The organism is Hoeflea sp. IMCC20628 (genome assembly GCF_001011155.1).
Lineage (GTDB): Bacteria > Pseudomonadota > Alphaproteobacteria > Rhizobiales > Rhizobiaceae > Hoeflea.
This window is the reverse complement of record NZ_CP011479.1, coordinates 4,244,666-4,259,023: the sequence shown is the minus strand read 5'-3', so window position 1 is coordinate 4,259,023 and position 14,358 is coordinate 4,244,666. Positions and strand designations below refer to the sequence as shown.

Genomic DNA, 14,358 nt, shown 5'->3' with positions numbered 1-14,358 from the left:
GCACCACCGCGCCGGCATTGCCGCTCGTCAGATCAGGCCAGCATGTCCTCGTGCCTGAGATACTCCACCAGTGCACAAAATACATGGTAGAAGGTACTGGTCGGCATGTCCTTGGATATCACTCTGCCGTTGGGATCAATCTGATCATACCAGCCACCCGGCGCTGGTGTGGTCAGATAGCGGTTGAAGATCACGTCAAGCATGCGGATGAACAGCGTCTCATCGCCCGGCAGACCTTCGGCGCGGGCCAGCAGTCCGGCTTTCAATGCCTCGGTCTGGCACCACAGCCGGGCGGTGCCCACCATGGCCGAGCCGTCCGGCGCCATCGAATCACACACCGCGTCGGTGCCGCGGGCATGGCCGAAAGCGTGGCTGGTGGCGTAGAGCTTGCGGGCGTATTCCTTCAGTTGCGGCTGGTCGGCGAAGCGCGCCTGACGCAGCAGCAGCCAGACCCATTCATAATGATGCCCCGGCTCGACGCGGGCCGGCTTGTCCTGGCGCACCGACCAGTCGCGCTCGAAATGCTCGGTGACGCTCCAGCTTTCGGGATTGAAGAACACCGTGGTGAACAGATCGACCGCGGTCTGGGCGCGATCGAGGAAGGCGCGCTCGCCGGTGACTTCGTACCAGGCCTGCATCGCCTCGAGGTAATGCATGTGCGGGTTGGCGCGACGGTAATCCAGACGCAGGCTCGATTCGTAAAATCCGCCATTGACGCGATCGACCAGGTGATCGTCCATATAGGCAATGGTGCGTTCGGCCCAGACCCGGGCTTCGGGCCATTTTGTTGCCTTCCACAGCCAGGCCAGCGCCAGCAGCACAAAGCACTGATCATAGGTGTCGCGTTGCGGATCCTTGACCGTTCCATCGGGGTTCCACAGATGAATCCAGCCGCCATCTGGGTGCCATCCGGTGGTGGTCAGGGTGCTGAAGCAATGGGCGAGCGCTTCTCGGGCATCTTCCTCCCATCCGAGCAGTTCGGCATTGGCAAAACAGTAGACCTGCCGGGCCAGAACTCTGAGCCGCTTGTAATCCAGGTCCGCCGGACTGCCATCATGATTGAGCGCCTCAAACACGCCGCCATGCACCCGGTCGACGCCGGCACCGGCCCAGAGCGGCAGGGCGGTGTCAAACAGCCACTTGCGGATAAGCCGTGTCGAAGGGACCGGCCTGCCTGAACGGGCCACAGCCAGCGGTGGCCACTCACCGGTTTTCTTGACCCGCCCGGCGATGTCCTTGACCAGGTGCGATTTGTCGCGATGCACGATCAGCAGCGCATCGGGCTGGGAGACCACAATGATGTTGTCGAGCCCGGCAACTGCCAGCAGCCGGTCTTCGGAGCGGAGATAGCTGTTGGACACATCGATGGTCAGCACATCGCCAAATCGGGCGTTGCCGTTCTCGTCGAGCGGCGAGCCGTCATGCAACTGGTTCCACGATCCCAGATCATTCCAGTCGAAACTGGCCGCCACAACGCCGATCCGCGGGGCGTTTTCCATCACCGCATAATCGATCGAGATCTTCGGGCTGGCGGCAAAGGCCTCCGCATCGAGCCGGTAGCACTTGCCTTTCACATCGGCGCGCTCGACGGCCAGCTTCGCCTGCGCCCAGACTTCCGGTTGCTGGCGGGCCAGTTCGGCGCCCATATCGCCGGCGCGGAACATGAAGATGCCGCCGTTCCAGAAAAACCGGCCGGAGCGAAGAAAACTCTCGGCGGTTTCGAGATCGGGTTTTTCCCGGAACCGCGAGACGTCATAGACCGGACCGTCGCCGTCGCCGCGCTCGATATAGCCATACTGGGTCTCGGGCCGCGTCGGCGCGATGCCGATGGTCATGATGCCGCCGCGTGTCGCCAGCGCTTCCGCACCGGTGCGGATCACGTCGAAAAATGCCGCCACGTCGGAGATCTGGTGATCGGACGGCAGCACCAGAACCATTCGGTCCGGATCGGATTCGGCCAGATCGACGATCGATGCCGCGATCGCGGCAGCGGTGTCGCGAATCAGCGGCTCAAGCAAATAGCGCTCAACCTCGACACTGCCGGTTTCGCCCTGTTCGACCAGCAGCGATTCAAACCCGACCCCGCCGACGATGCGGGTGGGAAGATAGCGCAGGCCTTCGCCCTTGTGATCGACACGTTCAAGCGTGTTGGTCAGCAGGGTCTTGTCATTGACCAGCCGGTGAAATTGTTTCGGTTTTGAATCCCGGGACATCGGCCAAAGCCGGGATCCGGCGCCGCCGCACAGAATGACGGGCGTTATGGTGTGGCTTGAGCCCATGGGATGCTCCGCTTGACGCGGCCTTTCGGCGTTTGATCTGATTGCATTGATTAAACCGGGAAAAGGTGAAAATTCCCTCATGCTTCAGGGAAAACATGCGCAATAGTCGAAAATCAGGTTTTACCGCGATATCGTACCGGATGGATTGAGCTCAATCCGGGCTCTTTGGTGTTTCAGGGTTTTCCGCCTTGACCGGGCGCGACATCAGCGCAACGCGCGCCTGTTCTGCCGACATTGCTCCCGACAACACCATGCCGGCGGTCTCCATGACCGGGCAGGAGATTTTGTGCTTGGCGGCAATTTTATTGGCGATGGAAACCGTATAGACGCCCTCGGCCAGCTTGAGGCCCGACACGTCCCGGCCGCTGCCCACGGCTATGCCATAGGCAAAATTGCGCGACAATTCAGACGAACAGGTCAACACCAGATCGCCAAGACCGGACAAACCCAGCAGGGTTTCGGCCCGCGCGCCCATCGCCACGCCAAGCCGCACCAGTTCGGCATAGCCACGGGTAATCAGCGCGGCTTCGGCGCTGGCCCCCATGCCGCCGCCGCGGCAGATCCCGACAGCAATCGCCATGACGTTCTTCAGCGATCCGCCGATCTGCACCCCGGCGATATCGTCGGAGGCGTAAAGCCGGACACCGCCGCCGGACAGGCTCTGCGCCAGGGCTTGGGCTGCGTCTTGTTCGGGCATCGCCAGCGTCACGGCAGTCGGCAATCCGCGCACCACATCGGCGGCAAAACTCGGACCTGAGAGAACCCCGACGACATGATCGGGCAATTGCGCGGCGATGACTTCGCTCTGCATCTGCCCGCTGCGATTGTCGATACCCTTGGCGCAAGCAATCAGAACAGCACTGGCAGAAAGGTGCGGAGCAGCCTGGCTGGCGACATCGCCGGTTGACTGGGCCGGCGCGACAAACAGCACGATCTCGGCGCCGGTAACAGCTTCCGCCATGTTGGGCGTCGCCTGCAGCGCATCGGGCAGAACCGCATCGCCAAGATAGGGAGTGTTGGTGTGCAGCCGGTTGATCTCGTCACAGGCCGCAGGATTGCGACCCCAGATCCGCACATCGTGACCCTGCCGGACAAAGGCTGTGGCCAGCGCTGTTCCCCAGGCGCCAGCGCCGAGAATGCAGATGCGGGACATGGCTGTTGCCTTCGGGGTTGGGCCGGAGCGGGGCCGGCCTCAGTCGCTCTGAATGTCCTGAGTTACTTGCCCGGGCTGATCCTGGCAAGCAGCATCACAACCGATCAGGCGCGGGCGGCCTGATCGAGGCTGCTCGCAAAAACCTCGCCTTCGGAAAGAACCATTGCTGTGCGGCGCCAGAAATCAGACATTACCGCCGGATCTCGCATCGCTTCCATCTGCCGCCATTGCGGAAACGAGGCCGCAAACATCTTTGGCGACATGCGGTGGTCCTTGTAGGGATTGAGCGCCCCGCCGGCGTTGAGCACGATGTCGTCGAGCGCATCGAGCATCTTCAGTGTCCGCTCGCCGGAATTGGCAAAATCCAGCGTCAGGGTGAAACCCGGCCGCGGAAACGACATCAGGCCCGGAGAGGAAAAATCGCCAAAGCGCTTGAGCACCGTCAGGAACGACGCCGCGCCATGATTTTGGGCGCATTCGATCAGCGCAATCGTGGTCTCGCGGGCATTGACCGCAGGATAGACGCTCTGATGTTGAAACAGCCCGCGCGGGCCATAGAGCCGGTTCCATCCGGTGATCGCATCAAGCGGATGGAAATAGGAGGCCCACGGCACAATTCTGGTGGTCGGCTGTTTTGGCGCGCGGCCGTAATACAATTCATTGAAAGCCTTGAGCGTCAGCCGGTTGAGCAGGTTGACCGGCGGCGAGAACGGAACCGACAGTTTTGGCGGCGATGGCGGCTTTGCCGGACCACCATCTTCGGCATGGTCTCCTGCCATCAGCACGCCACGCCCGAGCCCACTGCCGCGTGCCAGCTGGTCTATCCAGGCCACCGAATATTCATGGGCCGCATCAATATCGTCAATCGCGTCGAAATAGCCGTCAATCGAGTTAAAGCGAAAGGCTGTCTGGCGCACATTGGCGGAGGCGACCTTCATCAACCGGATGGTGGCCGATTCGATAATTCCGGTGAGCCCCATGCCGCCGATGGAGGCTTCAAACAGTGCTGTGTGGCTATCTGCCGAGCAGGTCTTGCGCACCCCGTCACTGCCAAGCAGCACGAAGCAAACCACCGATCCGCCAAATGTGCCGCGACGATGGTGGTTCTTGCCATGAACATCATTGGCAATGGCGCCACCGAGCGTCACTTGCGCCGTGCCGGGTGTCACCTCGAGGAAAAAGCCGTGCGGCATGACCAGAGCCAGAATATCCGAAAGCAAAACGCCCGCGTCAGCGCTCAGGATGCCGGTATCGGGATCAAACGCGCTGATCGCGGCACCCGGCTGCATGGCGATCAGCCGGCCGCGGTCATTGTGGCAGGTGTCGCCATAGGACCGGCCATTGCCGAAAGCCAGGAACCCCTGTTCGGCGCCGCCGGTAAAATCGGTGACTTGGGCTTTGCCGCGCGGATGGCGAACCACCCTGCCCCAGCTTTCAAACGCGGTGCCCATCGGGGTCACATCTTCCATGTCGCCAGGAAGACAAGGCAGGCACCAGCGACCGTGGTCATCTGGCTGCGCCAGTCACGCATGATGAACACCACCGGATCCTCATGCATCTGCGACCGCCGTGCGAGAACCCAGATCCTGAGCAGCATGTAGAGAATCAGCGGGCACAGCGGCCACAGCAGCGCCGGCTGCGGATACATCGAGGCAACTTCCTTGCTGTCGACATAGAGCGCCAGAACCATCGCCGCCGAGAACGCCGAGGCGACCCCGGCCTGTCCAATCATGTCCTTGTCACAGCCCATATAGCTGCGACCGGTTAATTGCATCGCATCATCGTCGGCCAGTTCATCGAGTTCGACAAATCGCTTGACCAGCGCAAGGCTGAGGAAAAAGAAGATCGAGAACGCCAGCAACCAGAACGAAAGATCAACGCCGGTGGCCGCCGCACCTGCGATGATGCGCACGGTGTACAGCCCGGCCAGAGTGAAGACATCCACCAGCAGCTTGCGCTTGAGCACAAAGGTATAGGCAGTGGTGATCACCGCATAGAGGCACAAAACGCCCCAGAACTGTGGCGGCAACAGGCTGGCCAGCCCGACCGAAGCCACGACCAGCACGACTGCTACGGCACTGATCACCGGAATCGACACCGCGCCGCTGGCCAGCGGACGCAGCCGCTTGCGCGGATGCTTGCGGTCGTTGGCGAGATCGGCAATGTCATTGATGATATAGACCGCGGACGCCAGGAAACTGAACGAGAAGAAGGCAGCAAAGACCGCAAAGACCAGGCCTGCAACCGCATATTCGTGATTGAGCACCAGCGGAACCGCGATCAGGACGTTCTTGAGCCACTGGTGCACACGGATGGACTTGAAAATCGTCAGCGGCGAGACCCGGGCCAGCGGCAACACTTCGGCGTCGTGCTTTCGGCCCCAGCGTCTGGCGGCTTTGTCTGGCGCCACGATGATGGCGCGCCGTGCCGCATCGAAAACCGTGACATCATCATGGCTGTTGCCGGCGTAATCGAAACCGCCATCGCCACACAGAGCGACAAGGCGCTCACGTTTGCGGCGGGATGTCAGGTTCTCTGAGTCGGAGGAGTGCAGGACACGGTCAAACAAGCCAAGATGGGCGGCAATGGCCTTGGCTGTGGATTCGGCCGCACCAGTCACCAGCCAGACCGGCTGACCGGCATTGCGGGCAAACTGGATCCGTTCAATCACCTCGGCGCGGTAGGGCCAGTCGCCACCCGTGTTCTGGTAGCGGGCCGCGACTTCGCGCTTGAGCACCGCCTTGCCGGACATAGCCCAGGCAACAACCGCAAAGATCAGCCATGGGCGGCGTATCAGCACCGAGACCAGCCCTTCCCAAAGGGTGTCGGTGGTGATCAACGTTCCATCAAGATCAATACAAAGCGGCACGTGCCGGTTGTCGCTCACAGCATCCATGATCGGGCTCCCTGCTTCAGTCCGATCCGGCATAGGACACAAACACTTCATTTCCGGTAAAAGGCATCGTGTTTCAAAGATTCCAGCCGCCTGGAACGTCGGTTTTTGCCAGTGTGGTTATCAAAACCTTGCTCAGATCTGGATCGCCGTGCATGCTGTGGTTGTGTAGTTCACACTAAACTCCGATCAGATGCGATGGTAGCAAAGAGGCAGAGTGGGGTAGCAGCTCATCCTCTAGCCCAGATTATCTCTATGTGCTTGCGCTGGCACAAAGATGATATCGCGCTGTGTCACGCGGAGCGCTTTGGCTTTGGGTGCTTGAGTTTCGTGCATATGGTGAGCCGGGCGGGGAATATATCGTGCTCTTGGAATGACCGTGAACAGCATGAACCTGACACGCAACTCCGCTACATTCCCTGCCACGGGGGACGTTCTCTTCTCCGCATAGCACCGGTCGGTGGAGCAAATTGCTAACCGAGAATTCAGGAACTTTGCAGCCACATGGGTCAGGTGTTATAAAACATAATCAACAAAGTGGGGGCAGTTAAGCTAAAGACAGGGATAGAACCCTGCAATCCAAGTCATTGGAGGACCAGGTGCAAAATTTACCGGATACGCAAAGCCTCATTCTGTCGATTTACGATGCAGCAATGGAGCCGGAACGCTGGCCGGACATCCTCGACAAGGTCGCAGAGCTTGTGGATGCGCGCGGCGCATTCGTGTTTGACATCTCCACTTCAGTCCATACTCCCTCCGTTTGCGCGACATACAATACATCCAACTACGAGCGTGTTCTTGTCGACGAGTATCTCCGTCTGTTCAACAAGCAGGAACTCAGGGATCAGAGGATATTTGCCGAATATTCCCAGCTCACAGATGGCATTGAACTGATACCCGATACTGTTCTGGGCCCCACGCGTGCGGTGATCGATAGCCGGCCGAATGCCAAGATGATGGCGAATTACGGCATTTCCTTCCGGGCTGGTGCTCTGCTCAACAAGGATCATCTTTATTCAGACCGCTTTGCCATGCAGTTCTCGCGACGAGCCGGATTGCCAACGGGCGAACGTCTGCAGGCCATCAACACGATCATGCCGCATATCGCAAAGGCGCTTGATATGGGCCGTCAGACCACCCGCGTGATCGGCGCGGAGAAAGCCCTGCTTGAGACTTTCAACCACTTTCGCATCGGCATTTGCATCCTTTCGACGAATGGCGGAATTGTCTTCAAGAATGTCGAATTTGACCGGCAGCTTGAAGTGCACACTGCTTTTGCGCTCAACGCACATGGACGGCTTGTTGCCAACGATCCGAAAGTCAGGGCCGAGCTCGATACACTGTTTTCAGGCGTCGAGCAGCACGGCAAGTTTGGCGGGCGCCCACGCAAGGAGGCGGTGCTTCATCCGCTCAGGCAAGATGAAGCCGCACTTTGCATTGAAGTCTGTCCGCTTTTTTCGGGCAACATTATCGGCGAGACCAATCTGAACGGATTCGTGCTTTTCAGTCTGGATACAAGTCAGAAGTACAGCGTGGATACCCGGTATCTGGCGCAGGTGTTTTCTCTCACGCCCTCGGAAGAAGCCGTGCTTGCGATGATCGCCGACGGCATGACCAACGCGCAGATATCGGAGCAGCGCAATCGTTCGCCCGAAACAATCTACACCCAGGTCAAAACGCTGCTTTCGAAAACCATGACACAAAATCGGGCGCAGCTCATCCGCATGGCGACGGGTTTCAGTCCACAGGTTTTTGTGGAGTCTGCCATCACCATTTCTGGGGATGAAGTGGTGGAGACTCGCATTTAGGCTCTTCGCATGGAGGTTGTCATGCCCGGAATGGTTTCACCGTTTGACAGGCAATACCGAATTGCCCCCGACCGTCGCAGGACGGCGGTTTTCAGCCGGATGACAGTCCTTGCCGGTTTGATTTGCGCCGCATCGGCGTCAGCATCCGCAGGGGCTGTGGCGCAGGAGACCGGCGGCAGGATGATAGCCCCGGATTTCGCAGACGCATCCAGGCAGGCTTTCTGGCGCACCGAGGTTGTCAGCAAGGATGCGGTCCAGGCCGCGCTTGCCAAACTCTATCTGACCCTCTCTGAGAACACAGCGCTGAAGACCAAACGGGCCATCATTCTTGCTGGCGAAAATCCCACCGATGTCATGATCAGAAGCGGCATCTGGCCATCCTGGCTTGAGGGACGCACCCCGTACAATGTCGAGGTGCTGCTGTGCACGCTCAATCCCGACATCTGTTCTGTGCGCGGCAAGGCCTCCAAACAGGATGGGGTGGATTGGTCAAAAGCCTGGCCTGGCGCGACCATCTATCTTCCCGATATCGATATGCGATTGTCCTATGAAGTCGGCACGCGACAAGCCTCCGAGCTCGCGAGCCAGGTCAATGACATTGCCATCGTCAAGACTTCGGACCTCGCGCAGCTCTGGTGCCGCAAGGCGTTCGCCATCCATGAATCCTGTGCTGGCAGCGATGTCCAGCAAGGATGGGCAAACCGCCCGCCCGAGATCATCCAGTATGTCGATGACGGCAAGGTTGATCCTGAGATGTTCTCGAAGCTGGCTTCTCCCAATGCGCTTCGAAAATTCGGCGCGGCGGGTTCCGAAGTCAAGATGGTTGCGATCCCGATCATCGAAGCCAATTTCACCATCGAGTCGTTTGATTCGGGCGCTTACGGCAGGGCATTCGATTCCCTGTCGGAAAACGTGATCGTGGAACAGAAGCTGCGGCTGCAATCTGCGTCCTTCAAACAGAACAACCAGGCCAAGCTTCGGTGGATGGAGATTGTCAACAAGGCGGGGCAAATGCGAACGCCCTGGAAGGACGGCGAAAATCTCAAGCCCGTCACGATCGCCCATATCGACGGGGAAGCGGACCTCAATCATTGCGCCTTCAAGGGCAAGGTGCACCTGATGCGCTGGAACCTGGAGAAGAGGATCCTCGAGGAAATCAAGCCGCTGGAGCCGGCGCCCGAAACTGCCGGCACTCTCGATCCGGACAATGGCGCTGAAGCTGTCAATGCCTCGCTGACAACCGGCACTGAGACAGTGGCAGAAGGCGAAGCGCCCGATGATACGGCCGGTGCGGACTGCGGACTGCTCAACGAGCACCCGCTTGCGGAGAAAAGTCACGGCACCCATACGCTCGGCATGCTGGTCGAACTGCTCAGCCTTGGCGGTCAGACACAGGCTCCCCCGGGAGGCCTGCCGCCCGTCACCATCATTCATGTGCCCAATCCGGACGGGGCGATGAGCCCCAACGAGCCGGCCATGAAGGCCCTGCTGGAAGCGGTCAATCTGTTTTCGTGGTGGGACGTGGATGCCGTCAATATGAGCGTTGCCTGGAACAAGGCCGAGGCAGGATTGCTCGAGAAGGCAATTATTCAGGACGCAAAATCCATTCCGTTTATCGTCGCGGCCGGCAACTACAACGAGCGCGCCGGTTGCAGCATCAGCCCGGCCTGCATCGAGAGCAGGAATGTCATTTCCGTCGTCGGACTGGATGTGGATGCGGACGGCCGTCTCAAGCTTCTTGACCAGAGCAATGCCGGGTACCGCTATCATGACATCGGTGCCATTGGATCGAATCTGATTTCGACCGTTGGTGACGGAATGGTCGGCCCGTTGTCGGGCACGTCCCAGGCAGCCCCCATCGTTGCCGCGGTGGTGGGCCATTTGATCCGGCGCGGCATGCGCGATGTGGATGATATCTACACCCAGTTGATCACGACCGCCAAACTGGATGATACGCTTCTCGATTATGCCAATGCCACCATGATCGACATGGACCGGGTGATGCAATTCGGTGTCGATCACGTGGAACTGTCTGATGGCTGCCGCATGGACGGCACGTTCACCGACCTGACCAATGCCAGCCAGTTGCAGGCCAACTGGACAGTGGGCGAAGGCGGCCTGGTTTTCATCGACAAGGACGCTCTCCGGCGCTTTCACTACAATGCCCGGCTGGATTGGCACCTCATCATGTACGAGAAAAACAACCGGCTTCATCGCGGAACTTTTCAGGTGGTCCCGGAACATCTTGATCGCATTGCCCGGTTCCTGCCAGCCACGGTTTCGGAAGAGTGTGGTGAGCGCAAGCCGGAGTTTCTGCAGAAATTTCCGATGAGCGAGATCGCGGACCTGATTGTAACCACCCGTTAGGCGGATGAGACAACCATAGGAGGGCAAGTTATGAGATTTCGGATACTGCTCATCGCAACCTTGTTTTCGACAGTGCCAGTGGTCGCGCAGAATGCTCCACCGCCGGTGTCGGTGGCTCATCTCGAAGGCGTCGTCGAGACTTTGGAGGTCCGGTTTCCGCCGTCGCCCGAGGAATCGGGGACCGAGCAAGTCCGCGGAGCGGCGCAATGGGCGCAGTCTTTCCTCAGAGCCGGCGCGTCCGGCGTTCAGCTCCGGTTCGAGAACATCAGCTTTGATGCGGATGAGTATTTCGAGATTGAAATTGTCGACGCCAACGGCGCCAATGTTCAGACACTGACCCCGGAGATGCTTGCCGGAAGAACAGCACTTTGGACCAATATCGGTCGTGGCCAGTCTCTGGGTGTGTCTGTCTACGGCAACCGCAATGGCTCTCTCAGCTTCGAGCTGAAATCGATAAGTTTCGACCGCAGGGGAATGGTGCTCGAATCCATCATCGGACAAGACCAGCGCCAGCATCTTTACGAATATGGTGGTGACCTGCTCGACACTGTATCGCGGGTGAGCGGCGCCGTCGCCAAGCTCTCCATGATCAAGAACACCCCCAATGGGCCGAAGCGCTATGTCTGTACCGGATTTCTTGTCGACGACAGCACCTTGGTGACCAACGAACATTGTGTGGCCGATCAGGAGGCCTGCGCCAACACCAAGGTAATTTTCGGCTATGAATATAACCGCATCGGCCAAATTCCGGGCATGGAGCAATATGATTGCCTCAATGTGCGGACGGTCAATGTCGAGCTCGACACCGCGGTGCTGGAACTGGCCGGTGAACCCGGCAAACGGTGGAACAGCCTGCCTCTGGCAGACCAGCCGGCCCAGGACGGCGAGCGGCTTTTCATCATCCAGCACCCGGCAGGTGAGCCAAAGCAGATTTCCGATAGCGACTGCACTGTCTTCGAAAGCATATCGCCCGGCCGTCAATCCCGGTCTGACTTTGCCCATATGTGCGACACGCTTGGTGGTTCATCAGGCTCGCCTGTCTTCAATGTTTCGGGTGAAGTGGTCGGATTGCACCATTGGGGACGGGATATTTCCGGCCGCTACAGCCGGTCCAACCGGGCGGTTCGGATGGAACTGGTCAGGACGCTGCTTTCGCCGGTGCAACCTGTGCCGGAACCGCCGGCTGACGCCGGGCCTGACACTCAAATCAATATAGGCGTGGACGCGGGAAGCAGTCCTGATGCGGGGGGTAGTGTTGATGGCACAGGGTCCAACTGAAGCAATGGTGCGGTGTTGCCGGCCGTTTCTGGTGGTGCTCGGCTTCGTGCTGGTTTCCTTGGCACCGGCGAGTGTCGAGGCGCGAGACAGCGGCGTTTGCTCCACAGGTGCAATCACCTGTCTGGAGCAGGGCTGGAACGAGAAGGAAAGGTCCTGGTGGTACTCGACTTCGCAGGGGTCGCGTCTGCTGCCGCTCAGTTGGGCGCTGGCGCTCGAGCAATCGGCAAACACAGCCGGCTTTTTCTCCGAAGACAATTTTTCCAGGTATGGATACCTGCCGTCGCCGCCCGGTGATGGCAACCCGCACGGGCTGCCTGTCGGTTTTGCTGTCGACCAGGACGACAGCAGCAAAGCCGATCTCATGTGTGAGCGGTTTCCGGAGACCTGCAATGCATTTGTCATGCGCAAGCCCTGGGTGGGGATGACCTGTTCTGCCTGCCACACCAACGACATTGTGTTTGAAGGCAAGACGATCAGGGTGGAAGGCGCGCCAACCCTCGCCGATTTCCAGGGACTTCTGGAGGGTTTGCTCGACGCTCTGGTCATGACCCATGACGACGACGCCAAGTTCGACCGCTTTGCACGCGCGGTTCTGCAGGCCGACCTCAGTGTGGAGTCCCGGCGCAGTCTCCGGCTGCAACTCGCCGAACAGATTGCCTGGCAGACACTGTTGCAGCAACGCAATGGCCGTGAATTCCGCTCGGGCTTCGGGCGCCTTGATGCGCAAGGGCACATTCTCAACAAGGTCGCCATTATCGGTGGCGGGCCTGAACTTGAGGATGCGCTCAAATCCGATGCGCCCTCAAGCTATCCTTTCATCTGGAATACCTCGCAACAGGACAAGGTGCAGTGGAACGGCATCGCCCGCAACATCCTCAATCTGTCGATCCTCGGCAAGCAAACCGACATCGGTGCGCTGGTGCGCAACACCTCGGAAGTCATCGGTGTGTTTGCCCATGTCGAGATCAGCCCGAAATGGAAATCCGGTCTGCTGGGCTACCGGTCAAGCCTGCGGGCCGCGGAAATGATCGATCTCGAACGGCAGCTGGCGCGGTTGAAATCTCCCCGGTGGCCGGAGGACATCCTGCCGAAGATCGACTGGACCAAAGCGGAGCGCGGCCAGGTTCATTTTGAAGCCGAGTGTGCTCAATGCCATGAAAAACTTGCCTGGGATGACACCAGAACGCCGATCAAGGCCAAGATGAGCAGTCTTCTGAGCAGCGGCACGGACATGTCGCTTGCCTGCAATACGTTCATGCATCAGGCCAATGCCGGCAATTACGAAGGGCGCCGCCCGTTCATGATCCAGGGCGAACCCATCGACAGCCCCGACTTCACCCGGAATATGCTCACCAACGCCGCCGTGGGCGCTGTCATCGGCAAGGTTGATGAACTGGCCGGCAAGTTCTTTGACGATGTCTTTGATCAGGCGTTTTTCTGGCGCCGTGCGGCTGAGGAGGCGGTGGATGGGAAAACCTATCTGCCGGGCGTGAAAGACCAGCGCAAGAAGGAGCTTGCGCGCGCCTGTCTGACCTCTCCGGAGGCGACCAGGGAGCCTGATGAAAGCGTGCTTGTCTACAAGGCGCGCCCGCTCAACGGCATATGGGCGACCGCGCCCTATCTGCACAATGGGTCGGTGCCGACGCTTTATGATCTCTTGCTGCCATCTCCACTTCGCCTTGTGCTTGACAGTGAAGAGGAGATGAGCACGCCGGGACCTGGCGACAGACCCTCTGTCTTTCACGTCGGCAGCCGTGAATTTGATCCGGTCAGGATCGGCTTCAAAACCGGGCCGGAACCCGTTCATCAGGCGGCTGACGGCCGGATCACCGCGCCGTTCGAGTATCGCGTGTACGATACCGATGGAGCGCCGGTGCCCGGGAACTACAATTCCGGGCATGAATATGGAACGGACGCGTTGTCGGAAGCAGAAAAGTGGGAGCTTGTCGAGTACCTGAAGACATTGTGATCTATAGACGGCTACACCTTCAATAAAGGTGAGTCTCTGTATATGACTTTGTCAATTGTTTGTTTTAAAAATCAATTTTGAATTTTCCCCAATTCTGGTGATTTGCGATTTTCCCAATCTGTTTTGATAGGTTCCGGGAACAATTGGTTTCCCGAGCTCAAACTCAGACAGGGAGACAGTCATGAAAACCACACTCACGACATCAATTTCGCGTTTGATCATTGCGCTAGGCATTGGTCTGGCATCGCCAGCTTTTGCGCAGGATTCGTCAATGCCGGATGGCATGCCGTCCGAGATATCGGATCTCTTCGCCGATGCTGAAGCGGAGGGCGGCACGGTTGAGATCGCGCCATCCGAGGAGATGCCGGCGGGCGCTATGGACGCCGACGCCACCGCTGCGCCTCGCTATCTCTACACCACGTTGAGAGTGGTCACGAGTGGCGCCAGCCGTGGTTGCGCCTCCGGCAACTGGAGCTGCATGACCAATCTTTGCAAGGCAGATTTGCGGAGCCAAAGCGCCTGGCGCGGATGGGCCGGCTGCTGGAAGAAAGGCAACAACTACATTTGCTACTTCGAATGCGGCCAGACCCGCAACGCGTTTTAACCCCGGC

Annotated in this window: 9 protein-coding genes; 5 read left to right on the top strand and 4 right to left on the bottom strand. The window is 59.2% G+C overall.

The features are described 5' to 3' along the window. Nucleotides 1-32 precede the first annotated feature (32 nt). The 4 genes from IMCC20628_RS19925 to IMCC20628_RS19910 form a co-directional block, all read right to left on the bottom strand. Nucleotides 33-2,279, bottom strand: a complete 2,247-nt coding sequence (locus tag IMCC20628_RS19925) for an AGE family epimerase/isomerase (protein WP_047031645.1) — start codon at nt 2,277-2,279, stop codon at nt 33-35. A 151-nt stretch (nt 2,280-2,430) separates the two neighbouring features. Beyond that, nucleotides 2,431-3,432, bottom strand: a complete 1,002-nt coding sequence (locus IMCC20628_RS19920; protein WP_047031644.1) for an NAD(P)H-dependent glycerol-3-phosphate dehydrogenase — start codon at nt 3,430-3,432, stop codon at nt 2,431-2,433. A gap of 104 nt (nt 3,433-3,536) precedes the next feature. Beyond that, entirely contained in the window at nt 3,537-4,883 is a 1,347-nt protein-coding gene (locus IMCC20628_RS19915; protein WP_047031643.1) for an FAD-binding oxidoreductase, read from the bottom strand. A gap of 5 nt (nt 4,884-4,888) precedes the next feature. After that, the gene (locus IMCC20628_RS19910; protein ID WP_047032806.1) at nt 4,889-6,328 is read right to left on the bottom strand and encodes a UbiA family prenyltransferase; all 1,440 of its coding nucleotides are present in this window, start codon (nt 6,326-6,328) and stop codon (nt 4,889-4,891) included. A 596-nt stretch (nt 6,329-6,924) separates the two neighbouring features. Here IMCC20628_RS19910 and IMCC20628_RS19905 point away from each other — a divergent pair. The 5 genes from IMCC20628_RS19905 (at nt 6,925) to IMCC20628_RS19885 (ending at nt 14,351) form a co-directional block, all read left to right on the top strand. Continuing rightward, nucleotides 6,925-8,133, top strand: coding sequence for a helix-turn-helix transcriptional regulator (locus IMCC20628_RS19905; RefSeq protein ID WP_047031642.1), 1,209 nt, complete (start codon nt 6,925-6,927; stop codon nt 8,131-8,133). 21 nt (nt 8,134-8,154) lie between these two features. Continuing rightward, complete coding sequence (locus IMCC20628_RS19900) at nt 8,155-10,500, top strand: S8/S53 family peptidase (protein WP_197078348.1); 2,346 nt, start codon at nt 8,155-8,157, stop codon at nt 10,498-10,500. Nucleotides 10,501-10,530: 30 nt separating this feature from the next. After that, nucleotides 10,531-11,778, top strand: coding sequence for a serine protease (locus tag IMCC20628_RS19895; protein ID WP_047031640.1), 1,248 nt, complete (start codon nt 10,531-10,533; stop codon nt 11,776-11,778). Continuing rightward, on the top strand, nt 11,759-13,747 hold the full coding sequence (locus IMCC20628_RS19890; protein WP_047031639.1) for a di-heme-cytochrome C peroxidase: 1,989 nt from the start codon (nt 11,759-11,761) through the stop codon (nt 13,745-13,747). Before IMCC20628_RS19895 ends, IMCC20628_RS19890 begins: the two co-directional genes overlap by 20 nt. Before the next feature lie 181 nt (nt 13,748-13,928). Next, on the top strand, nt 13,929-14,351 hold the full coding sequence (locus tag IMCC20628_RS19885; protein WP_047031638.1) for a hypothetical protein: 423 nt from the start codon (nt 13,929-13,931) through the stop codon (nt 14,349-14,351). Nucleotides 14,352-14,358 lie beyond the last annotated feature (7 nt).

Coding starts and splice junctions, on each gene's coding strand:
- IMCC20628_RS19925 (WP_047031645.1), bottom strand. CDS start 2,279: ATGGGCTCAAGCCACACCATAACGCCCGTCATTCTGTGCGGCGGCGCC.
- IMCC20628_RS19920 (WP_047031644.1), bottom strand. CDS start 3,432: ATGTCCCGCATCTGCATTCTCGGCGCTGGCGCCTGGGGAACAGCGCTG.
- IMCC20628_RS19915 (WP_047031643.1), bottom strand. CDS start 4,883: ATGGGCACCGCGTTTGAAAGCTGGGGCAGGGTGGTTCGCCATCCGCGC.
- IMCC20628_RS19910 (WP_047032806.1), bottom strand. CDS start 6,328: ATGGATGCTGTGAGCGACAACCGGCACGTGCCGCTTTGTATTGATCTT.
- IMCC20628_RS19900 (WP_197078348.1), top strand. CDS start 8,155: ATGCCCGGAATGGTTTCACCGTTTGACAGGCAATACCGAATTGCCCCC.
- IMCC20628_RS19895 (WP_047031640.1), top strand. CDS start 10,531: ATGAGATTTCGGATACTGCTCATCGCAACCTTGTTTTCGACAGTGCCA.
- IMCC20628_RS19890 (WP_047031639.1), top strand. CDS start 11,759: ATGGCACAGGGTCCAACTGAAGCAATGGTGCGGTGTTGCCGGCCGTTT.
- IMCC20628_RS19885 (WP_047031638.1), top strand. CDS start 13,929: ATGAAAACCACACTCACGACATCAATTTCGCGTTTGATCATTGCGCTA.